General features: G+C 62.8%; 17 protein-coding genes and 1 pseudogene. 13 read left to right on the top strand and 5 right to left on the bottom strand.

All coding sequences use genetic code 11. The features are described 5' to 3' along the window. Nucleotides 1-4 precede the first annotated feature (4 nt). On the top strand, nucleotides 5-685 hold the full coding sequence (locus ACVIIW_RS33605) for a peroxiredoxin-like family protein (RefSeq protein ID WP_456704626.1): 681 nt from the start codon (nucleotides 5-7) through the stop codon (nucleotides 683-685). A gap of 114 nt (nucleotides 686-799) precedes the next feature. Then, nucleotides 800-2,246 (top strand): annotated as a pseudogene (locus ACVIIW_RS33600) (DUF5939 domain-containing protein). 5 nt (nucleotides 2,247-2,251) lie between these two features. On the opposite strand, the gene ACVIIW_RS33595 reads toward ACVIIW_RS33600, so the two are convergent. Beyond that, the gene (locus ACVIIW_RS33595) at nucleotides 2,252-3,088 is read right to left on the bottom strand and encodes a uroporphyrinogen-III synthase (RefSeq protein WP_456704625.1); all 837 of its coding nucleotides are present in this window, start codon (nucleotides 3,086-3,088) and stop codon (nucleotides 2,252-2,254) included. A gap of 163 nt (nucleotides 3,089-3,251) precedes the next feature. On the opposite strand from ACVIIW_RS33595, the gene purU reads away from it, so the two are divergent. Beyond that, a complete protein-coding gene (gene purU, locus ACVIIW_RS33590; protein WP_456704624.1) occupies nucleotides 3,252-4,115 on the top strand; it encodes a formyltetrahydrofolate deformylase in 864 nt (287 codons plus the stop codon). Between the two features lie 64 nt (nucleotides 4,116-4,179). On the opposite strand, the gene ACVIIW_RS33585 is transcribed toward purU, so the two are convergent. Further along, nucleotides 4,180-4,473, bottom strand: coding sequence for a hypothetical protein (locus tag ACVIIW_RS33585; protein ID WP_456704623.1), 294 nt, complete (start codon nucleotides 4,471-4,473; stop codon nucleotides 4,180-4,182). Between the two features lie 619 nt (nucleotides 4,474-5,092). Here ACVIIW_RS33585 and ACVIIW_RS33580 point away from each other — a divergent pair. The 6 genes from ACVIIW_RS33580 (at nucleotide 5,093) to ACVIIW_RS33555 (ending at nucleotide 10,945) form a co-directional block, all read left to right on the top strand. After that, the gene (locus ACVIIW_RS33580) at nucleotides 5,093-6,271 is read left to right on the top strand and encodes an ABC transporter substrate-binding protein (protein WP_456704622.1); all 1,179 of its coding nucleotides are present in this window, start codon (nucleotides 5,093-5,095) and stop codon (nucleotides 6,269-6,271) included. Nucleotides 6,272-6,436: 165 nt separating this feature from the next. Then, nucleotides 6,437-7,306, top strand: coding sequence for a branched-chain amino acid ABC transporter permease (locus ACVIIW_RS33575; protein WP_456704621.1), 870 nt, complete (start codon nucleotides 6,437-6,439; stop codon nucleotides 7,304-7,306). 8 nt (nucleotides 7,307-7,314) lie between these two features. Beyond that, entirely contained in the window at nucleotides 7,315-8,343 is a 1,029-nt protein-coding gene (locus ACVIIW_RS33570) for a branched-chain amino acid ABC transporter permease (protein ID WP_456704620.1), read from the top strand. Continuing rightward, a complete protein-coding gene (locus tag ACVIIW_RS33565) occupies nucleotides 8,340-9,095 on the top strand; it encodes an ABC transporter ATP-binding protein (RefSeq protein ID WP_456704619.1) in 756 nt (251 codons plus the stop codon). The genes ACVIIW_RS33570 and ACVIIW_RS33565 overlap by 4 nt, the downstream gene beginning before the upstream one ends. Continuing rightward, on the top strand, nucleotides 9,088-9,804 hold the full coding sequence (locus ACVIIW_RS33560; protein ID WP_456704618.1) for an ABC transporter ATP-binding protein: 717 nt from the start codon (nucleotides 9,088-9,090) through the stop codon (nucleotides 9,802-9,804). The genes ACVIIW_RS33565 and ACVIIW_RS33560 overlap by 8 nt, the downstream gene beginning before the upstream one ends. Nucleotides 9,805-9,826: 22 nt before the next feature. After that, nucleotides 9,827-10,945, top strand: coding sequence for a cobalamin-independent methionine synthase II family protein (locus tag ACVIIW_RS33555; RefSeq protein WP_456704617.1), 1,119 nt, complete (start codon nucleotides 9,827-9,829; stop codon nucleotides 10,943-10,945). A gap of 158 nt (nucleotides 10,946-11,103) precedes the next feature. On the opposite strand, the gene ACVIIW_RS33550 is transcribed toward ACVIIW_RS33555, so the two are convergent. From ACVIIW_RS33550 to ACVIIW_RS33540, 3 genes are all read right to left on the bottom strand, one after another. After that, nucleotides 11,104-12,570 (bottom strand): sodium:solute symporter family protein, encoded by a 1,467-nt coding sequence (locus ACVIIW_RS33550; RefSeq protein ID WP_456704616.1) that lies wholly within the window; start codon nucleotides 12,568-12,570, stop codon nucleotides 11,104-11,106. After that, on the bottom strand, nucleotides 12,567-12,764 hold the full coding sequence (locus ACVIIW_RS33545) for a DUF3311 domain-containing protein (RefSeq protein WP_456704615.1): 198 nt from the start codon (nucleotides 12,762-12,764) through the stop codon (nucleotides 12,567-12,569). Before ACVIIW_RS33545 ends, ACVIIW_RS33550 begins: the two co-directional genes overlap by 4 nt. 165 nt (nucleotides 12,765-12,929) lie before the next feature. After that, nucleotides 12,930-14,645, bottom strand: coding sequence for a caspase family protein (locus ACVIIW_RS33540; RefSeq protein WP_456704614.1), 1,716 nt, complete (start codon nucleotides 14,643-14,645; stop codon nucleotides 12,930-12,932). A gap of 164 nt (nucleotides 14,646-14,809) precedes the next feature. On the opposite strand from ACVIIW_RS33540, the gene ACVIIW_RS33535 reads away from it, so the two are divergent. The 4 genes from ACVIIW_RS33535 (at nucleotide 14,810) to ACVIIW_RS33520 (ending at nucleotide 20,613) form a co-directional block, all read left to right on the top strand. Then, on the top strand, nucleotides 14,810-16,165 hold the full coding sequence (locus ACVIIW_RS33535) for a hypothetical protein (RefSeq protein WP_456704613.1): 1,356 nt from the start codon (nucleotides 14,810-14,812) through the stop codon (nucleotides 16,163-16,165). Between the two features lie 61 nt (nucleotides 16,166-16,226). After that, nucleotides 16,227-17,423, top strand: coding sequence for a methionine adenosyltransferase (metK, locus tag ACVIIW_RS33530; protein WP_456704612.1), 1,197 nt, complete (start codon nucleotides 16,227-16,229; stop codon nucleotides 17,421-17,423). 149 nt (nucleotides 17,424-17,572) lie between these two features. Beyond that, nucleotides 17,573-18,994: an adenosylhomocysteinase gene (gene ahcY / locus ACVIIW_RS33525; RefSeq protein WP_456704611.1), complete on the top strand. Its 1,422-nt coding sequence runs from the start codon at nucleotides 17,573-17,575 to the stop codon at nucleotides 18,992-18,994. Nucleotides 18,995-19,152: 158 nt separating this feature from the next. Further along, a complete protein-coding gene (locus ACVIIW_RS33520) occupies nucleotides 19,153-20,613 on the top strand; it encodes a flavin-containing monooxygenase (protein WP_456704610.1) in 1,461 nt (486 codons plus the stop codon). Nucleotides 20,614-20,720 lie beyond the last annotated feature (107 nt).

Below are 20,720 nucleotides of genomic sequence, written 5' to 3'. Positions count from 1 at the left end.
AGCCATGTCAGAACGTCGTTTCGATGGACCGCTTCAACCAGGCGATCGCGCACCCAACATCGTGCTGGACGCAATTACGCGCGAAGGAAAAATCGCGCTTGACGATTTCCGCGGGCAAAGTCCGATATTAGTCGGCCTGTTTCGAGGCCTGCATTGCCCGTTCTGCCGCCGCCACATCGCGGCACAGGCGCAGCTCGACACGGCCCTGCGCGACAAGGGCGTTGAAAGTCTCACTGTCGTCAACACGCCGATCGAGCGCGCACGGCTCTACTTCAGATATCATCCATTGCCCAATCTGCTCGCTGCGTCCGATCCCGAGCGGGTCTCGCACCGCGCGTTCGGACTGCCCAATCTCGAGTTTACCGAGAGCGAGACTGAATGGCCGCACAAGGTGGGCATGAACGTCGTGATGGGCATGCGGATGGATCTGCCGGGCGAATTGCCGGAGCCGATGAATCCGGTTGCGGCGTCTGACATCCTCAACAACAAGGACGGCTACGAAATAACGGAGGCTGATCAGCGCATGCTGGCTGCCGGCCACGGCCAGTTGTTCGGCCAATTCCTGCTCGATCGGGAAGGGGTCGTACGCTGGAGCTTTACTGAAGTGCCCGAAGGCGGCCAGCGCATGTTCGGGATGCCGAACCCGCAGGAGTTGATGTCGGCTGCCGCGCAGGTCGCGGGCTAGGTGTCGACGGCTGCTTGGCGCGCTGCCCTTGGCCGCAGAGGGCATGAGCCTTCGCGCTCGAGGTGCAGCCGCGACCAGGCGTTTGCGTGACGAAGGCAAAGACCCGGGCGTGCAATGACCCAGATTCAGGAACGGCTCCTCGAAAGCAAGATGACCGAGATCGAGCAGGCCCGGCCCTGGAGCCCCCGCGTGATCTCCAAATTCGAAACGCTGATCCGGAGCGGTGACGATTTATCGCTCTACCGCGTCAATCCTCTGGCATTCGCGCGCGACCGCGCCGTAGCGGAGCCGGAAAGCATCGACCTGTTTCTCTACGCAACGAGAAGCGGGTTGTTCGAGATGAGGTGGGACGTTGTTTGTCCCCAATCCGGCATGGTGCTCGATAGCTTCGGTGCCTTGCGGACGCTCAAGACCCACTATGTCTGTGGCTTGTGCGACGTCACAGGCGAAACCGATCTCGACGACTTCATCGAGGTCACGTTTACCGTGTCGCCGCAACTGCGGCGGCTTCCGTTCCATGATCCCGAATCCCTTTCGGTCGAGGATTTCCATTGGAAGCTTCGATTTCTGAACGACGCGCGGATACCGGGCCAGCAAATCCGCTTTCTCGACCATTTGCATGCGTTCGTTCGTGGCCTTTCATTCTTGCCGCCGGACTCAACCACGACCATTCGCTGCGAGCTCGGTCCCGGTGCTCTGGCGGGGGTCAATATCCAAACCCAGGCTGCGTTCGTCGTTGCGGTGGCTGGCGAGCCGGCACCCACGCCGACAATCCTGCGAATTGGATACGATGGGCAGCGCTTTTCGTCTTCGCTGGCCGCGGTCCCGCCGGGACTCGTCACTGTCGAGACCGAGAACTCCGGAGCGATGCGAGGCTCCTTGCTGCTGATCAATTGGCCGCCTGAGGTTCTGGCTCAAGCGACCAAGCCGCCGCTTGATTTCGATCCCTACATGTCCGGCGGGATGTTGCTTGCCAGGCAGACGTTTCGCCGGCTGTTCAGATCAGAACGCGTGGACGAAAGAGAGGGACTGGGTATCCGGCAGGTGACGTTGCTGTTCACCGATCTCAAGGGTTCGACCGCCATGTACGAGCGGTTCGGCGATCTCAACGCCTATGCGCTGGTCCGGGAACATTTTGCCTTGCTCGGCGCGACCATCCAGGAGCATTGCGGGGCCGTCGTCAAGACGATCGGGGACGCGGTCATGGCGGTTTTCTCTCGTCCAACGGACGCGGTTGCGGCGGCGCTCCACATGTTGGGCGAAATCGAACGCCACAACGCAGAGCATGGCGATCCCAGCATCATTCTGAAGATTGGCGCCCATTGCGGCCCTTCCATCGCCGTTACCCTGAACGACAATCTCGATTATTTCGGTCAGACCGTGAATGTTGCTGCGCGTGTGCAGTCGCTGGCGGATGCCGGCGAGATTTGTATCTCGGAAGCGCTGTATTCCGCGCCGGGAGTGACCGATCTCCTTTCCGGGCACGCAATCGCGGTGTTTGATGCGCCCTCTCCGCGGCGTTGAAGGAAACGCCAGCGTGTATCGCGTCACGCGCGGGTAGGGCACTTAGGTCCCCTCGACCTGCTTCTTCGCGAGCGCTGCCGCTATCGCCGAGATCAACGGGCGCATGAAATAGTGGTCTTCCACCGGCGAGACGTCCGTGCGCAGGCCGTGCGCGGCGAGTTCGCCCGAAACTGCGGGTCCCACCGACGCGATCAGCGTCCGCTCCAAGCCCGTGCGCAACTTCGCCTCCCTGCCACCCGCCTTCGCGGCATCGATCAGGCGGCGGACCTGGCCGAGATTGGTCAGAGCGATGCAATCGATCCGCCCTTCCGCCATCTCGTCGATGGCCGTGATGATGTTGGCGTCCGCAGCCTGGGCGTCATAGGCATAAGGCAACACGGTATCGACCTCTGCACCTTGCGCGGCCAGCGCGCCGGTCAGCGCGCTGTGGTCCTTGTCGGGATAAAGCTGCAGGCCGAGGCGATGCGCGTTTAGATCGAGCTTGCCCAGCATCTCGATCACGCCTTCGGTGGTCGGCTTCTCCGTGGTCTGCTGCGCATCGAGACCGATTTCGCGCAGCGCCTTGCCCGGTTTCGGGCCGCGGGTGAATTTCCGCGACTTGGCGAGCGCCGCGATCAGGGCCTGGTCGAGGGCGCGCGCGCGGGCGAGCTTCATGATCCGCCGCAGGCCTTCGCCGGTCATCAGCACGAGGTCGTCGAATGGCTTATCGATGGCGCGGCGAATCCAGGCGTCGACCGGAGCCGGGTCCGGCGCATCCTGGATGGTGAACATCGGACATTGCACGACCTCGGCGCCTTGCTCGGCCAGGAGCTTTGAGAACTGCGCCTCCTCGCGGCTTTCCAGGATCAGGATGCGGGTGCCGCTCAAACGGTCGGCCATGGGCGTGCTCCGGTCAGTCAAACAAATTGCAATCGTCGATTCATCCTGACTCCGTCGTCGGGATTGGCGCAAGGGTCGCCCTGGTGCTAGAGCAGGGCGCAAATCGCGGGTCGTTCCGCGAAGCCTGCCCAAATCGTCATCACGAGCGGTTTCTTCAAAAGTCATGACCGATCATCAATACGTTCTGACCCTGTCCTGTCCGGATCGTCCCGGCATCGTCTCGGCGGTGTCGACCTTCCTGGCGAATTCCGGACAGAACATTCTCGATGCCCAACAGTTCGACGACATCGAGACCGGGAAGTTCTTCATGCGCGTGGTGTTCACCGCGGCCGATCTCGCAGTGGAACTGTCCGCGCTGCAGACCGGCTTCGCTGCGATCGCCGAACGCTTCGGCATGGAGTGGCAGATGCGTGACCGTGCCGCGCATCGCAAGGTGATGCTGCTGGTGTCGAAGTCCGACCACTGCCTGGTCGACATCCTCTATCGCTGGCGCACCGGCGAATTGCCGATGACCTTGGCCGCGATCGTCTCCAACCACCCGCGCGAGGTCTATGAAGGGCTCGATTTCGGCGGTATCCCGTTCCATTATCTGCCTGTCACCAAGGAGACCAAGCGCGAGCAGGAGGCGCAGATCCTCGATCTCGTCACCAGCACCGGGACCGATCTCGTCGTGCTCGCTCGCTACATGCAGATCCTGTCGGATGATCTGTCGGCCAATCTGTCCGGCCGTTGCATCAACATCCATCACTCGTTCCTGCCGGGCTTCAAGGGCGCAAAGCCCTATCACCAGGCTCATGAGCGCGGCGTGAAGCTGATCGGCGCGACAGCCCATTACGTGACCCGCGATCTCGACGAGGGCCCGATCATCGACCAGGACGTCGAGCGCATCAGCCACCGCGATACGCCGGAAGACCTCGTCCGCAAGGGTCGCGACATCGAGCGCCGAGTGCTGGCGCGTGCGATCCGCTATCACCTCGACGACCGCGTCATCCTCAACGGCCGCAAGACTGTGGTGTTCGTGGATTAGCGAATTGTGAGTGGCGAACTGAAAAGGGGGCATGCTCGCCACTGCCTATCGCCATTCGCCCCGCTCAGCGTACCGCATCGCTCGAAGTGGTGCCCGTCGCGCCCTTCTGCGCCTGCTCTTCCTTCTCGCGATCCGCCGCAGGCATCAGCCGCTTGCGCTCGCGTTCCTTCATGTAGGCATCGTATTGCGGCGTGCCCGGGCGCGGCGGGGCGTCCGCCGGCAGGCCGCCGGCCCATTGCGGGACGTAGTCGCCCATGCCGGCCGAGAGCTTCTCGTTGACGGTGCCGCAGCCCGCAAGGCTCAGGGCCAGCAGGACGACTGCGGCAGCTATCGAAAACAGACGGAAGCGCATGAGCATTTTCTAGAGTGCGCGGTCGGGCGCAGGTGATGAGACGCGGGACAGAGCCCCGCGGCGGGACTCCCTTCAAGTGGTAAAATGGGCCAATTTCGAGGAGCGATTCAGGTGTATACAACCGAGGTATTATAATAGGATATTTTTGTCCTTGAGGCGACGATTGAATAGATTCTAGTATACATTGCGTATTCAGCCTCGGAGATTGGAGACGTGGGTATCTCGGACGCCGGAGCGGCCAAGCGTCTCGCGTGTTCAAATTCTGCAAGTGAGAGGCTGGAAACTCCATCCACATCGCGATGGGGATTCTTAGGATGCCAACAGGGTCGCGATCGGCTGGGGCGCGCATCTAGTTGGTTTTTCGTTGACAGGTCCATTTTATTTGTACAAGCGTACAAACCTCTGAGAGAGAATAAGATACGGTAATTCAATACCGCAGATCATCTCCCCCTCTGCTGTCGTCGGTCCAGTCACGCGCTTGCGCCGAATGGTCGCCGAACGTCCGATTGACAGCGGGGTTGCAGAGGACGCCATGTGGCCGCGCTACATGGCTTGGTTGTTAGCTAGGGTGAGGCAAGAGCCGGGCACTCGGTTCAAGGCGAAAGAAAAAGGGGAGGGACATCTGATGTTCGAACGCAGGATTTTCTCACGGACCGCAGCAGCGGCCGCCATCGCGAGCCTGGCGGCCGTCGCGCCGGCCAAGGCGGAAGACACTGTCAAGGTCGGCATGATCCTGCCGATGACCGGGGGTCAGGCCTCGACCGGCAAGCAGATCGAGAACGCGATCAAGCTCTACATGCAGCAGAACGGCGACACCGTCGCCGGCAAGAAGATCGAGATCATCGTCAAGGACGACGCGGCGATCCCGGACAAGACCAAGACCGCGGCGCAGGAACTGATCGTCAACGACAAGGTCAATTTCATCGGCGGTTTCGGCGTGACGCCGGCGGCGCTCGCCGCCGCGCCCCTCGCGACGCAGGCCAAGATTCCGGAAGTCGTAATGGCGGCCGGTACCTCCATCATCACCGAGCGCTCCCCCTATATCGTTCGCACGAGCTTCACGCTGGCGCAGTCCTCGACCATCATCGGCGACTGGGCGGTGAAGAACGGCATCAAGAAGGTGGCGACGCTGACCTCGGACTACGCGCCGGGCAACGACGCGCTCAACTTCTTCAAGGAGCATTTCACCGCCGGTGGCGGCGAAGTGGTCGAAGAGGTCAAGACGCCGCTTGCCAACCCCGACTTCGCGCCGTTCCTGCAGCGCATGAAGGATGCCAAGCCTGACGCGATCTTCGTGTTCGTGCCGGCGGGCCAGGGCGGCAACTTCATGAAGCAATATGCCGAGCGTGGCCTCGACAAGGCCGGCATCAAGGTGATTGGCCCCGGCGACGTCACCGACGACGACCTGCTCAACAACATGGGCGATGCCGTGCTCGGCACCGTGACCGCGCATATCTACTCGGCCGCGCATCCCTCGCAGCTGAACAAGGACTTCGTCGCCGCCTACAAGAAGGCGTTCGGCAGCCGTCCGGGCTTCATGGCGGTGAGCGGCTATGACGGCATTCACCTGATCTACGCGGCGCTGAAAAAGACCAATGGCGACACGGATGGCACCAAGCTTGTCGAAGCCATGAAGGGTCAGAAGTGGGAGAGCCCGCGCGGTCCGATCTCGATCGATCCGGAGACGCGCGACATCATCCAGAACGTCTACATCCGCAAGGTCGAGAAGGTCGACGGCGAACTCTACAATGTCGAGTTCCAGACCTTCGAAGCCGTCAAGGATCTCGGCAAGACCAAGAAGTGACGCGCTCTTCCAACCTCTCCCGCTTGCGGGAGAGGTCGGCGCGAAGCGCCGGGTAAGGGCTTCCTCCTCTGGGGAGTCTTCGTTGTTGAAGCGCCCTCTGCGCGGCCAGCGGGGAGGGGGTGCAGGACGGCAACAGGCCACACTTGAGATGATATTCGACGACCGATGACCTCGATCCTCACCAACCTGTTCGATGGCGTTGCCTACGGCATGCTGCTGTTCGTGCTCGCTTGCGGGCTTGCGGTCACGCTCGGCCTGATGAACTTCGTCAATCTCGCCCACGGCGCCTTCGCCATGGCCGGGGGGTATGTCTGCATGCTGCTGGTGAATCAGCACGGCTGGCCCTTCTTCGCGGCCTTGCCGCTTGCCTTCGTCTCGGCCGCGGCGATCGGCATCGTGCTCGAGCGCACGCTCTACCGGCACCTCTATGCGCGCAGCCATCTCGACCAGGTGCTGTTCACCATCGGCTTGACGTTCATGTCGGTCGCGGCCGTGGACTACATCCAGGGTTCATCGCGCGTGTTCATCAACCTGCCGGCCGCGCTGCAGGGGCAGTTCGACGTGTTCGGCGTCGGCATCGGCCGCTACAGGCTGATGATCATCGTGATCTGCGGCCTGCTCACCGTCGGCCTCCAGATGGTGCTGGCCAAGACCCGCTTCGGCAGCCGCCTTCGCGCCGCGGTCGATGATCCCCGTGCCGCGAGCGGCCTCGGCATCAACGTGCCGCAGGTGTTCGCCTTCACCTTTGCTTTCGGCTGCGGCCTTGCAGGCCTCGGCGGCGCGCTCAGCGCCGAAATCCTCGGCCTCGATCCGTATTTCCCGCTGAAGTTCATGATCTACTTCCTGATCGTGGTCACGGTCGGCGGCTCTTCCTCGATCACTGGACCATTTTTGGCCTCGCTCCTGCTCGGCATCGGCGACGTCGCCGGCAAATATTACGTTCCCAAGATGGGGCCCTTCGTGATCTACACCATGATGATCGTGATCCTGATCTGGCGCCCGAACGGCCTGTTCGGCCGCGCGGCCGCGCGTTGAGTCCGCCGATGAGCGCTTCGTCCGACGTCGCTTTCCACGCCCAGCGGCAGGCGCGCTGGCACTATGGCGAGGCGGCCTTCTGGCTTGTCGTGCTCGCCTGCGGCTTTCTGTTTCCCTCGCGCTATCTGATCATGACCGACATCCTGCGGCTGGCGCTGTTTGCGATGTCGCTCGATCTCATCCTCGGCTATGCCGGCATCGTTTCGCTCGGCCACGCCGCCTTCTTCGGCGTCGGCGCCTATGCGGCGGGATTGCTGGCGTTGCACGGCATCATCAATGAGCCTGTGCTGGCGCTGATCGCGGCGGGCCTCGCCGCAACGGTGCTCGGGTTCGCGGCCAGCTTCCTGGTGATCCGCGGCGTCGACCTGACCCGCCTGATGGTGACGCTCGGCATCGCGCTGCTGCTGGAGGCGCTCGCTGAACGGTTCTCGAACATCACCGGCGGCACCGATGGTCTGCAGGGCATCGACATGCAGCCGATCCTCGGCCAGATCCCGTTCGACATGTTCGGCAAGGCCGGCTTCTTCTATTCGCTGGCTGTGCTGTTCGTGCTGTTCCTGCTCGCCCGCCGCATTGTGCACTCGCCGTTCGGCCTGTCGCTGCGCGCGATCAAGAACAATCCACTGCGTGCCGCCGCCATCGGCATCCCCGTCAACCGCCGCCTGATCGCGATCTATACGCTGGCCGCGTTCTATGCCGGCATCGCGGGCGCGCTCTTCACCCAGACCACGGCCATCGCCTCGCTCGACGTGTTCGCCTTCGAGCGCTCTGCCGATCTGATGCTGGTGCTCGTCATCGGCGGCACCGGCTATCTCTACGGCGGGCTGATCGGCGCGGTGATCTTCCGCATCCTTCAGGAAGTGTTCTCCACCATCACTCCGCAATATTGGCAATTCTGGATCGGCGTCGTGCTGGTCGTGATCGTGCTGGTCGGTCGCCAGCGCCTGCATTATGGCGCGTTGTACCTTCCTAACCTCCTGATCAAGCAGATTGGGGGCCGCAAGGCGATCGTGACCGTGCCGGAGAGCGACGCATGACGATTGCGCTCGAAACCCGAAATCTTGAAAAGACCTTTGGCGGCCTGCGCGTCACCCGGGACTTGTCGCTCAGGATCGAGCAGGGCGCCCGCCATGCACTGATCGGACCGAACGGCGCCGGCAAGACCACCGTCATCAACCAGCTCACCGGCGTGCTCAAGCCGAATTCCGGCCGCATCCTGCTCGAAGGCGAGGACATCACCGATCTGCCTGTGCACAGGCGCGTGCTGCGCGGTCTGTCCCGCACCTTCCAGATCAATCAGCTCTATGCTGATTTGACCCCGCTCGAGACCATCGGCCTCGCCGTTTCCGAACGCCTCGGCCACGGCGGCGACTGGTGGCGGCGGATGGGGACGCGCAGCGACGTCAACGGCGAGATCGCCGACCTCCTGGCGCGCTTCCACCTGCTCGACGTCATGAACGAGCAGACCGTGACGTTGCCCTACGGCAAGCAGCGCCTGCTCGAGATCGCGGTCGCCATTGCCGCCAAGCCGCGCGTGCTGCTGCTGGACGAGCCCGCCGCCGGCGTACCCGAGAGCGAGCGGCACGACATTCTCGCGGTGGTGGGCAGCCTGCCGCGCGACGTCACCGTGTTGCTGATCGAGCACGACATGGATCTCGTGTTCTCGTTTGCCGACCGCATTTCGGTACTGGTCTCCGGCGCCCTGCTGACGGAGGGGCCGCCCGACCAGGTCGCGCGTGATCCGCAAGTGAAGGCGGTCTATCTCGGCGAGGAGGCAGTCAATGTCTGACTTGCTCGCGATCGAGTCCCTGCGTGCCGGCTACGGAGAGGCCGTGGTGCTGCCCAACATGTCCTTGCGCCTTGCCGAAGGACAGGTACTGGCGCTGCTGGGACGCAACGGCACCGGCAAGACCACGCTGATCAACTCCGTCGTCGGCGTCACCCGCCGTTTCTCCGGCTCGGTCACGCTCGCCGGCACTGACGTCACGAGCTTGCGGCCCGACCAGCGGGCGCGTGCCGGAATCGGCTGGGTGCCGCAGGAGCGCAACATTTTCCGGTCGCTGACGGTGGAAGAGAACATGACCGCGGTGGCGCAGCCCGGTCCCTGGACCGTCGAAAAGGTCTATGAGATGTTCCCTCGGCTGAAGGAACGCCGCAGCAATTTCGGCAACCAGCTCTCCGGCGGCGAGCAGCAGATGCTGGCGATCGGCCGCGCGCTCACCCTCAATCCGAAGGTCCTGCTGCTGGACGAGCCGACCGAGGGCCTCGCCCCCATCATCGTCGAGGAGCTTCTGAAGGCAATCGGGGCCATCACCCGCGCGGGCGGCATTTGCTCGATCATCGTCGAGCAGAACGCGCAAAAGATTCTGGGGCTCGCCGACCGTGTTGTGATATTGGAGCGCGGAACGATCGTCCACGACGGCCCGAGCGCCGCGCTGAAAACCGACCCGTCGGTCCTGGAGCGCCATCTCGGCGTTGCAGGAGCGGCGGCCCATTAAGAAGCATCTTGGGAGTTAAGAAATGCTGCGAACCAAAGCCCCCTTCCGCGCCGACGAAGTCGGCAGCCTCCTGCGTCCCGCCAAGATCAAGGAAGCCCGCAGTCGGCTTGAGAAGGGCGAGATCTCGGCCGAGGATCTGCGCAAGATCGAGGACATGGAGATCGAGAAGGTCGTGCACAAGCAGGCCTCGGTGGGCCTGAAGCTCGCGACCGACGGCGAATTCCGCCGCTCCTGGTGGCATTTCGACTTCCTGGCCAAGCTCACCGGCTGCGAGCTATTCCACCCCGACACGGGCATCCAGTTCGCGGGCGTGCAGACCCGTCACGACGCGGTGCGGGTGATCGACAAGCTCGATTTCCCCGACGATCACCCGATGCTCGACCACTTCCGCTTCTTGAAGAAGGTCGCCGACCAGGCCCACGTCACCGCCAAGATGACGATCCCGTCGCCGGCGGTGCTGCACTTCCGTGGCGGCCGCAAGTCGATCTCCAAGGATGTCTATCCGGATCTCGACGCCTTTTATGAAGACCTCGGCAAGACCTACCGCAAGGCGGTCAAGGCGTTCTACGACGCCGGGTGCCGCTATCTGCAGTTCGACGACACCGTATGGGCATATCTCTGCTCGCCCGACGAGTTGCAGAAGGCCCGCGAGCGCGGCGACAATCCGGACGGTCTCCAGCAGATCTACGCCCGTATCATCAACTACGCGCTGGCCGAGAAACCTGCCGACATGGTGGTGACCACGCATGTCTGCCGCGGCAATTTCCGTTCGACCTGGATTTCCTCGGGCGGCTATGAGCCGGTGGCAGAGACCATGCTCGCGGGCACCAATTACGACGGCTACTTCCTCGAATACGACAGCGACCGCGCCGGCGGCTTCGAGCCGCTGCGCTTCCTGCCCAGGGGCAACAAGGTCGTCGTGGTCGGCGTCATCACCTCGAAGTTCGGCGAGCTCGAGAAGAAGGACGACATCAAGCGTCGTCTCGAAGAGGCTTCCAAGTTCGCGCCGCTGGAGCAGCTCGCGCTGTCGCCACAGTGCGGCTTTGCCTCCACGGAAGAGGGCAATATCCTCTCCGAGGAAGAGCAGTGGGCCAAGCTAAGCCTCGCGGTCGAGATAGCGAAGGAAGTTTGGGGCAATTAAGCTGCCTCGTGCTGCCGTCATGCCCCGCGAAAGCCGGGGCATGCGGCGTGACGTGAACGACGCCCGCTTTGCTCTCTATTGCCGTGCGGCAGCACAATTTGGCGCGACCGCTAACGGCTGTCATTCTCCACCATTAGTCGGTAGGCTGCGGCGTCGTGTTATTCCGCGGCAGCGCGCGCGGGCTCGGCGGCATGTCGGGTCATGGCGCTCACCACGATCAGCACGATGAAATTCACGATCAGCGCGACAATGCCGATGTTGAGGTCCTGGATCTCCGGCGGCAGCCACGGCAGCTTGTGGAAGTTCACGCCAGTCAAGCTGACGACGGCGACCGTGGCAACGCCGGCGATAATGCCCGCCATCGCGCCTTCTCGCGTCGCGGCGTTGCGTTGCGCGAGGCTGAGCACCAGCGATGGAAACAGCTGGGTGACCAGGCTGTACCCCATCAGCAGCAACGCCACGATGGTCTCTCCGCCCTTCAATGTGAAGAACACAGCAACCAGCGCCACCACCGGCACCAGCAGTTTTGCGAGCAGAGACACTCTTCGATCGTCAGCCGACGGGTCGAGGGCGCGGTAAAGATTGTTGGCGATCAAGGTCGCTGCAGTCATCAGGATCATCGATCCAGGTACCAGCGCAGTTAGCACACCGGTCGCACCGATCACCCCGACAAACCAGGGGTCGAATGTCTTCACCGAGAGCTTGAACAGCGCCAAATCGATGTTCGGGCCAGTGAGCCCCGGAACCTGAAGGATCGCTGCGAAGCCGACGAAGAACACGAACAACAGGATGAGCTGATATAGCGGCAGCACGATCGCGTTCTTGCGAATGACCCTGGCGCTCCTCGCCGTATAGATCGAGCCGAAGCTGTGCGGCCACATGTAGAACCCAAGCGCCGTGAGCAGCACGGTCGAGGAGAACCACCACAGGCTTTCACCGTGCGGCGGCAGCACGGCGAATCCAGGCTTCGCCTGCTCGATCGCCGAGAACATCGACGCGAGCCCGCCGTAGTAGTGATGGGGCAGGTAAATCCCGAGGAAGATGACGACGACGAGGATCAAGAGATCTTTGGCGACGGCAGTCCAGGCCGATCCGTGCACGCCCGAGACCATCACATAGGCTGCCACGACTATTGCGCCGGTCCAGATCGCGACGGTGGAGGAGATCGCCCCATAGCCGGCGACCTCGACGATGATACCGAGCCCCTTGAACTGAAGAACAAGGTAGGGGATCAGCGCCACGATATCGACGATTGCGACGATGACACCCAGAGTCGGGCTATCATATTTGCGCACGAAGAAGTCCGACTGGGAGTAGAGCCGGTGCTCCTTGGCATAGCGCCAGATCGGCGGCAGCATGAAATAGGACAGCACGTAGGCCAGCGTGCCATAAGCGAGAATGTAATAGGCTGGCGCACCCTTGCCATAGGCGTAGCCGCTGCCCCCGAGGAAGGTGAAGGTGGTGTAGATCTCTCCGGCGAGCAGCAGGAACACGAAAATCGCGCCGAAGCCGCGCCCGCCAACGGTCCACTCTTCCAGGTTCATGTTCTTGCCGCGACGGGCGAGAAAGCCCAGCGCGAGCGCCAACAGCGCGGCGGCGGCGATGAAGGGTAGCGCACCGTTCACGTCTCATCCCCCCGGTTGGCCGGATCAGCGGCGTAGATCACGGCCATGATGACTGACGTGATCAGGATCCACAGCACGATCCAGGCCAGCAGGAACGGCAGGCCGAGGATCAGCGGATCCACCCGGTTGACGAAGAACGGGCCGACAATCAGCGCGAGGAACGGGATAATGGCAATCCAGCGGATGTTGCGCATGGACAAAAGACTCTTGTTCCCGGTGAGAACAGATGCCTTTTGTGAAAGTTCCTGCCCGCTACCAATGGCTAAGAAAGCGTTCAGGCGGCTCTCGACCGGTATCGCGCCGAATTGCTGGTGCCTCCTTGCTTGCCCTGACTCGGCAATTGGACGCGAGGTGCACGCTCACTTCTCCGCCAGATAGACCTCTCCCAGCAGCGACGAATTCGACCACGGCACCTGCTTGCTCTTCGTGGTCGACACCACCTCCGCCCGCACCCGCGTCAGCATCTGCTGGACTTCGAGGCCGGGCGTGCCGAGATGGCGGGAGAGCGCCGCGGAGAACGGTGAATTCGCGCCTTCGCCGTCGAGCGCCACCTGGCCTGGCGCCGTTGCGAATGCGATCAGCGTGCCGGCCCCTAACGTCGCGCCGGAGCCGAGGCTCGACGGCGCGGCAAGGCCAGGTGCGGCTTCGAGGCCGCGGCTGTTGCCGCTTGCCGTCTGCTGCGCCATTGGATTGTTACGGCAGGCATCGAAGATCAGGATGTTGGTGCGGACCTGGTCGTCGAGGCCGGCCAGGATCGTGTCCATGTCGATCATCGCATCCGTCATGCTCGTGCCGGGCTTCAGCTCGACGTCGACGGGAATGAGATAGTTGCGGGCATCGACCTGCACGCCGTGGCCGGCATAATAGACCAGGGCTACTTGCGCCCGCGACGCCTCACGCAAGAAATCGCGCGTCTTCTTCTGCATCGCTGCGCGGTCGAGGTCGATGCCCTCCGAGACGGTGAAGCCGACGTCGCGCAGGCTTTTCGCAACGGCGCGTGCGTCGTTGGGCGGATTGGGCAACGCCTTCACATGGGCGTAGGCGCCGTTGCCGATGACAAGTGCCATGCGGATGCCGCGAGCGGCAGGCGAAGGCGAGGACGCAGGCGAGAGTGGAGGCGTTGCCTCCGTCAGCTGTGGAGGAGGAGCCGCCGTCGGCGAGGGCGCCTCCTGCGGGATCGGCGCGGCGGCGTCCGTCACCAGCGACAGCCTCACTCTTGCGGTGGCCTGGTTGGCCTTGCTGCCGGCATCGGAGGCCACGATCGCAAGCGTGGCGTTGTAGTCGTCTTTTGCGTGCGCGTAGTCGCCCTTGGCTTCGTAGGCCAGGGCGCGATTTGTATAGGCGGAGATCAGCACGCTGTTCGGCGGCGTCATGACGTTGACCGGCGGCTTGTCCTTGGCGAGCCGGATCGCAGCGCTGCCGTCGGCAATGGCGCGATCGAGATCGCCTCTGGCGCGCCAGATCGCGGTACGGTTGATCAGCGGCTGCGGCAGCGTCGGATCGAGCCGGATCGCCTGGTTGATGTCGGTGAGCGCTCCGTCGAGGTCGCCGAGCGCCTCCTTTGCGATGCCACGGTTCTGGAACGAGAACGCCGATCTCGGATCTGATTTGATCGACATATCGTAATCGGCGATCGCCTTGGCGTAGTCGCCTTTGCCGCGCCAGGCATTACCGCGGTTGTGGAAGATGATGCCGCTTGGCGGCCCGATCTTCAGCGCATCGTCGAAATCCGCGATCGCGATGTCGTAGTCGCCCTTGTCGTAATAGGCCGAGCCCCTGAGATTGTAGACCGCCTGGCCCGGCTGAAGCCGGATCGCTTCCGTGGTGTCGGCAATGACCTTGGCGTAGTCGCCTTTCTTGTTCCAGGCTACGGCGCGCCAGAAATAGACGGTCGCGAGCTGCGCGCCCTTGAAAACCTTCAGCGCGATGATTTTGCTGCAGGCGTCGACCATCTGGTCGGCTGGCGTGGTCTCGGTGGTGCAGAGCGGGCCCAACTGGCCGCGCGACTGAGCTGATGCAGGTGCGGACCAAAGGGGTGCGGCGAGCAAGGCGAGCGCGATGAGCTGGCGGCGCATGGGCGGTGATTCCCGAGGAGAAGTGCATGTTTGTTGCCCGGTGACCCACTGGGGTTCACGCCCGCGTCGTAGGATCTGGGGTGAAGCAGCCAACGGTATTCCCTGAGTGGGCAGAAGCTGCTAGGAAGCGGGTCCCAACTTTTCTGCCCACTCTTGTCCCATCCATGAAAAACGACGAAATCCTCAGCCAAATCACCGAGTTCTGCCGCAAGGCGGACATGGCGGAATCGACGTTTGGCCGGCGTGCGGTGAACGATGGGAAGCTCGTGCACCGGCTGCGCGAGGGCAAGCGCATCACGATCGATACGCTGGAGCGGATCCAGGCCTATATGGCGGCCTCCATGACGGGCGGCATGCCGCCGCCGCGGGGACTGCAGGTACCCCCGGAAAAGCGCGATCCACGCGGCAATTTCCGCTTCTTCGAGAACCGGCAGAAATACCTGCTGTTCGTCCACACCTGCAGCGAGAAGCGGGTGATCGCAGACCGGGTGGCACTCGAGCTATCCACCATCCACCCGCGCCCGCCGGCGCTGCGCATTTTCGACGCGGGCGTCGGAGACGGCACGGTGCTGGCGCGGGTGCTGCGCGCCACGCATCAGCGTTACCCGCACATGCCGTTCTATGTCGCCGGCAAGGAGCTCAGTCTCGAGGATCTGCGCCTGACGCTGGAGAAGGTCCCGGACCGCATTTTCGAGCATCCGGCATCGGTTTTCGTCTTCACAAACATGTTCTACTCGGAGGCGCCGTGGCTGACGCCGGCGTCGCCGGCAGCAGCAGCTGCCACCGTCTGGCACGAGGTCCCGCTGCGCGGCGCGTCGTCAGGCGAATTCGAGCAGCAGATCGCCGAGCTCAGGCCATTCCTGGAGCAGAACTGGCGCGCAGCCATCAGCCCGCGCACGGCCATGCCGCTCTATGAGCGGCCGGTCGTGCTCGTGCTCTACCGCGACGACCACAGGTTTTTGCTCGATTCGACGATTCCGCGGCCGGGCCAGACCGAGGCCAATTTCGACCTGGTGATCGCATCGCAGCCATACCGGGCTCTTTCATCAGTCAATTTCCGGGCCAAGCGGATCATTGCACCACTGGCCAAGGCCTTGCGGCCGGGTGGCCGCCTGATCGGTATTCACTCCCATGGTCACGATCCAGGAATGGAAATGATCCAGGCGATCTGGCCCGGAGAAAATCCTTTCTCGGTCAGCCGCCATGAGCTATTGCGCGCCGTTAAGTATGAGCTTGGGTCGTTGGGCCGCGACTTAAATTTTAATGCCTACGCGGATAACCGTTCGATCTTCAGGTATGATATGGAAGCGCTGCCCAACGAGGTAACGGGTACTATCGGAACCTCGACAGCCTTTGCAGCGTGGAATGCGGCGGTGTATGTCGCTCAGATTGAGGACGACCGGTTGACAGATATGACTCAAAACGGCCGCACTCTGGATGCCGCCAGGGATGTGCTGCGAAAGTACAACGGGCTCTGGTTTCTCGACGAATCCTACGTCATCTCGCGCCGGCGTGATTGACATAATCCAACGGTAAACATCGCAAACGAACCGCCGAGAGCGGCGGGACAAGGGGTTACTGATGCGCGCGTCCTATCTCTTCACCAGCGAGTCCGTGTCCGAAGGCCATCCGGACAAGGTCTGCGACCGGATTTCCGACGAAATCGTCGACCTGTTCTACCGCGAAGGGCCGAAAGCCGGCATTGACCCGTGGCAGATCCGCGCCGCCTGCGAGACGCTCGCGACCACCAACAAGGTCGTGATCGCGGGCGAGACCCGTGGCCCGAAGTCGGTCAGCAATGAGCAGATCGAGAGCGTCGTGCGCGACGCCATCAAGGACATCGGCTACGAGCAGGACGGCTTCCACTGGGAAAAGGCCGACATCGAGATCCTGCTGCATCCGCAGTCAGCCGACATTGCCCAGGGCGTCGACGCGCTCCAGCCGGGCGAGGTCAAGGAGGAGGGCGCTGGCGACCAGGGCATCATGTTCGGTTACGCCACCAATGAGACGCCCGATCTGATGCCGGCGCCGATCTTCTACGCCCACAAGATCCTCCGCCTCATCTCGGAAGCCCGTCACTCCGGCAAGGAGAAGGTGCTCGGTCCTGATTCCAAGAGCCAGGTCACCGTGCAGTACGAGAACGGCAAGCCCGTGGGCGTGCGCGAGATCGTGGTGTCGCACCAGCATCTGGTCGAGGACATGTCGTCCAAGCAGATCCGCGACATCGTCGAGCCCTATGTGCGGGAGGCGCTGCCGAAGGACTGGATCACGCCGAAGACCATCTGGCACATCAACCCGACCGGCAAGTTCTTCATCGGCGGCCCCGACGGCGACTCCGGTCTGACCGGCCGCAAGATCATCGTCGACACTTACGGTGGCGCGGCTCCGCACGGCGGCGGCGCGTTCTCCGGCAAGGATCCGACCAAGGTCGACCGTTCGGCGGCCTATGCTGCGCGTTACGTCGCCAAGAACATCGTCGCGGCTGGTCTCGCCGACCGCTGCACGCTGCAGCTGGCTTATGCCATCGGCGTGGCGCGTCCCCTGTCGATCTACATCGACACCCACGGCACCGGTAAAGTGTCCGAGGATCAGCTCGAGAAGGCCGCCGCGAAGGCGATGGACCTCACCCCGCGCGGCATCCGCAGCCATCTCGATCTCAACCGCCCGATCTACGCGCGCACGTCGGCTTATGGCCATTTCGGCCGCACGCCCGACAACGAGGGCGGCTTCTCCTGGGAGAAGACCGATCTCGTCGAAGCGCTCAAGCGCGCTGTCTGATTTTGTGCGTCCTCCCGGGTTCGCTCGCGACAGGCAAACGAACCCGGGATTCCCTCCATCAAATCGAGAATCTCAGGTGCGCAACTGCGCACCATAGTTCGCCTCGTCGAGGCGCCCGGAATGACCAATACAACAACAGGACACTCGCAATGAACGCGAAGCCCGGCTTTACCGATTACATCGTCAAGGACATTTCGCTCGCCGATTTCGGCCGCAAGGAACTCTCGCTCGCCGAGACCGAGATGCCCGGCCTGATGGCCACCCGCGAGGAGTACGGCCCGAAGCAGCCGCTGAAGGGGGCGCGCATCGCAGGCTCCCTGCACATGACCATTCAGACCGGCGTGCTGATCGAGACGCTGGCAGCGCTCGGCGCCGACATCCGCTGGGTCTCATGCAACATCTATTCGACACAGGACCACGCTGCTGCCGCGATCGCGGCCGCCGGCATTCCGGTGTTCGCCGTCAAGGGTGAGACGCTGAAGGATTACTGGGACTACACCGCCAAGCTGTTCGACTGGCACGGCGGCGGTCACCCGAACATGATCCTCGACGACGGCGGCGACGCCACCATGTACGTCCATCTCGGTCTGCGCGCCGAGAAGGGCGACACGGCGTTCCTCGACAAGCCGGGCTCGGAAGAAGAGGAAGTCTTCTTCGCGCTGCTGAAGAAGCAGCTCAAGGAAAAGCCGAAGGGCTACTTCGCGGGAATCGCCGAGAGCATCAAGGGCGTTTCCGAAGAGACCACCACGGGCGTGCATCGGCTTTATGACATGCAGAAAGCCGGCACGCTGCTGTGGCCGGCGATCAACGTCAACGACAGCGTGACCAAGTCGAAGTTCGACAATCTCTATGGCTGCCGTGAATCGCTGGTCGACGGCATCCGCCGCGGCACCGACGTGATGATGTCGGGCAAGGTCGCGATGGTCGCGGGCTTCGGCGACGTCGGCAAGGGCTCGGCGGCTTCGCTGCGCCAGGCCGGCTGTCGCGTCATGGTGTCAGAAGTCGATCCGATCTGCGCGCTGCAGGCTTCGATGGAGGGCTATGAGGTCACGACCATGGAAGATGCCGCGCCCCGCGCCGACATCTTCGTCACCGCGACCGGCAACAAGGACATCATCACCATCGAGCACATGCGCGCGATGAAGGATCGCGCCATCGTCTGCAACATCGGTCACTTCGACAACGAGATCCAGATCGCGTCCCTGCGCAATCTGAAGTGGACCAACATCAAGCCTCAGGTCGACGAGATCGAATTCCCCGACAAGCACCGCATCATCCTGCTGTCGGAGGGGCGTCTGGTGAACCTCGGCAATGCGATGGGCCATCCGTCCTTCGTGATGTCGGCCTCCTTCACCAACCAGACGCTGGCGCAGATCGAGCTGTTCGCCAACAACAAGGACGGCAAGTACAAGAAGGAAGTCTATGTGCTGCCGAAGACGCTCGACGAGAAGGTCGCGCGCCTGCATCTCGCCAAGATCGGCGTCAAGCTGACCGAGCTGCGCAAGGACCAGGCGGACTACATCGGCGTCAAGCAGGAAGGGCCGTACAAGAGCGATCACTATCGCTACTGAGCCGATCGCCTCAAGACATCAGAAGCCCCGGAGCGATCCGGGGCTTTTCTGTTTGTGGGCTGGAGACGACGGGCGCTGCCCCCGGTGGTGCCGGCGGCCGATTGCCGATTGACGGGCGTCAGCGATGGTCTGACAATCCACGTCCGGCGGAGGAAACCATGCAGCTAGAACATTTCGACGTGCTCATCGTCGGTGCCGGGCTATCAGGCATCGGCGCGGGCTATCATCTCCAGACCAGGTGCCCGGGCAAGAGCTACGTCATCCTGGAGGGGCGCGACTGCATCGGCGGCACGTGGGACCTGTTTCGCTATCCCGGCATCCGCTCCGACAGCGACATGTTCACGCTCGGCTATTCCTTCAAGCCGTGGACCGATCCGAAGGCGATCGCCGACGGACCGCAGATCCTGAATTATGTCCGCGAGACGGCAGTGGAGAACGGCATCGAGAAGCACGTTCGCTTCCGTCATCGCGTCAAGCGTGCGGCATGGTCCACGGCTGAGGCGCGATGGACCGTGGAGGTCGAGCGCACGGCAGGCGAGGGAGCGATGGAGCTTGTGCGCTTCACCTGCAATTTCCTGTTCATGTGTGCGGGCTACTATAAATACGAGGCAGGTTACACACCGGAGTTTGCGGGCGTTGCGGATTTCGCCGGCCGCATCGTGCATCCGCAGAAATGGACGGAGGATATCGACTACGCCGGAAAGCGCGTTGTCGTGATCGGCTCGGGTGCGACCGCGGTGACCCTGGTGCCGGAGCTCGCCAAGAAAGCCGCACAGGTCACCATGCTCCAGCGTTCGCCCACCTACGTCGTGTCGCGCCCCGCGCAGGATCCGATCGCCAACAAATTGCGCCGCAACCTGCCGACGCGGCTTGCCTATCATGTGATCCGCTGGCGCAACGTCTTGTGGGGGATGTTCTTCTTCCAGCTCAGCCGGCGGCGACCGGACAAGGTGAAGAACCTGATCCTCGGCGGGGTGCGCGCTGCGCTCGGGCCGGATTACGACATCGCCACGCATTTCACGCCGCGCTACAATCCCTGGGACCAGCGGCTCTGTCTCGTGCCCGACGGCGACCTCTTCAAGGCGATCAGAGAAAAGCGCGCCACCGTCGTCACCTGCGAGATCGACACTTTTACGCACGACGGCATCCGTCTGAAGGACGGCAGCGAACTCCGCGCCGACATCATCGTGACGGCGACGGGCCTGGTGCTTCAGGTCGTCGGCGGCCTCGAGGTGAGCGTCGACGGCCGCGCCGTCGATTTCGCCAACACACTGACCTACAAGGGCATGATGTATGCCGACGTGCCGAACATCGCGTCCGCCTTCGGCTACACGAACGCCTCCTGGACGCTGAAATGCGATCTCACCTGCGAATATGTCTGCCGGCTCATCAACTACATGGACCGGCATAATTTCCGCCAGTGCATGCCGCACAATGCCGACCCGGATATTACCGCGCAGCCGTCGCTCGATTTTACCTCGGGCTATGTGCAGCGTTCGGTCGCGAAGATGCCCAAGCAGGGCTCCAAGCAGCCGTGGCGGCTGTACCAGAACTACGCCCTCGACATCGTTTCCTTGCGCTTCGGCCGAATCGACGACGGCGTGATGCAGTATTCCTGATCCCGCTCCGCATGTTACCGGCGAGGCCTCGCGATCTCTTGAGACGAATCGCGACCTCCGGTAGTGTTGCTGCGTCGCAATGCAATTTATTTCCGACAACGCATGAG

This window comes from Bradyrhizobium sp. USDA 4449, from assembly GCF_054056275.1.
Note: the sequence above shows the minus strand (reverse complement) of the source record. Positions and strands in the feature narration are given on the sequence as shown.

Coding starts and splice junctions, on each gene's coding strand:
- ACVIIW_RS33605 (WP_456704626.1), top strand. CDS start 5: ATGTCAGAACGTCGTTTCGATGGACCGCTTCAACCAGGCGATCGCGCA.
- ACVIIW_RS33595 (WP_456704625.1), bottom strand. CDS start 3,088: ATGGCCGACCGTTTGAGCGGCACCCGCATCCTGATCCTGGAAAGCCGC.
- purU (WP_456704624.1), top strand. CDS start 3,252: ATGACCGATCATCAATACGTTCTGACCCTGTCCTGTCCGGATCGTCCC.
- ACVIIW_RS33585 (WP_456704623.1), bottom strand. CDS start 4,473: ATGCTCATGCGCTTCCGTCTGTTTTCGATAGCTGCCGCAGTCGTCCTG.
- ACVIIW_RS33580 (WP_456704622.1), top strand. CDS start 5,093: ATGTTCGAACGCAGGATTTTCTCACGGACCGCAGCAGCGGCCGCCATC.
- ACVIIW_RS33575 (WP_456704621.1), top strand. CDS start 6,437: ATGACCTCGATCCTCACCAACCTGTTCGATGGCGTTGCCTACGGCATG.
- ACVIIW_RS33570 (WP_456704620.1), top strand. CDS start 7,315: ATGAGCGCTTCGTCCGACGTCGCTTTCCACGCCCAGCGGCAGGCGCGC.
- ACVIIW_RS33565 (WP_456704619.1), top strand. CDS start 8,340: ATGACGATTGCGCTCGAAACCCGAAATCTTGAAAAGACCTTTGGCGGC.
- ACVIIW_RS33560 (WP_456704618.1), top strand. CDS start 9,088: ATGTCTGACTTGCTCGCGATCGAGTCCCTGCGTGCCGGCTACGGAGAG.
- ACVIIW_RS33555 (WP_456704617.1), top strand. CDS start 9,827: ATGCTGCGAACCAAAGCCCCCTTCCGCGCCGACGAAGTCGGCAGCCTC.
- ACVIIW_RS33545 (WP_456704615.1), bottom strand. CDS start 12,764: ATGCGCAACATCCGCTGGATTGCCATTATCCCGTTCCTCGCGCTGATT.
- ACVIIW_RS33540 (WP_456704614.1), bottom strand. CDS start 14,645: ATGCGCCGCCAGCTCATCGCGCTCGCCTTGCTCGCCGCACCCCTTTGG.
- ACVIIW_RS33535 (WP_456704613.1), top strand. CDS start 14,810: ATGAAAAACGACGAAATCCTCAGCCAAATCACCGAGTTCTGCCGCAAG.
- metK (WP_456704612.1), top strand. CDS start 16,227: ATGCGCGCGTCCTATCTCTTCACCAGCGAGTCCGTGTCCGAAGGCCAT.
- ahcY (WP_456704611.1), top strand. CDS start 17,573: ATGAACGCGAAGCCCGGCTTTACCGATTACATCGTCAAGGACATTTCG.
- ACVIIW_RS33520 (WP_456704610.1), top strand. CDS start 19,153: ATGCAGCTAGAACATTTCGACGTGCTCATCGTCGGTGCCGGGCTATCA.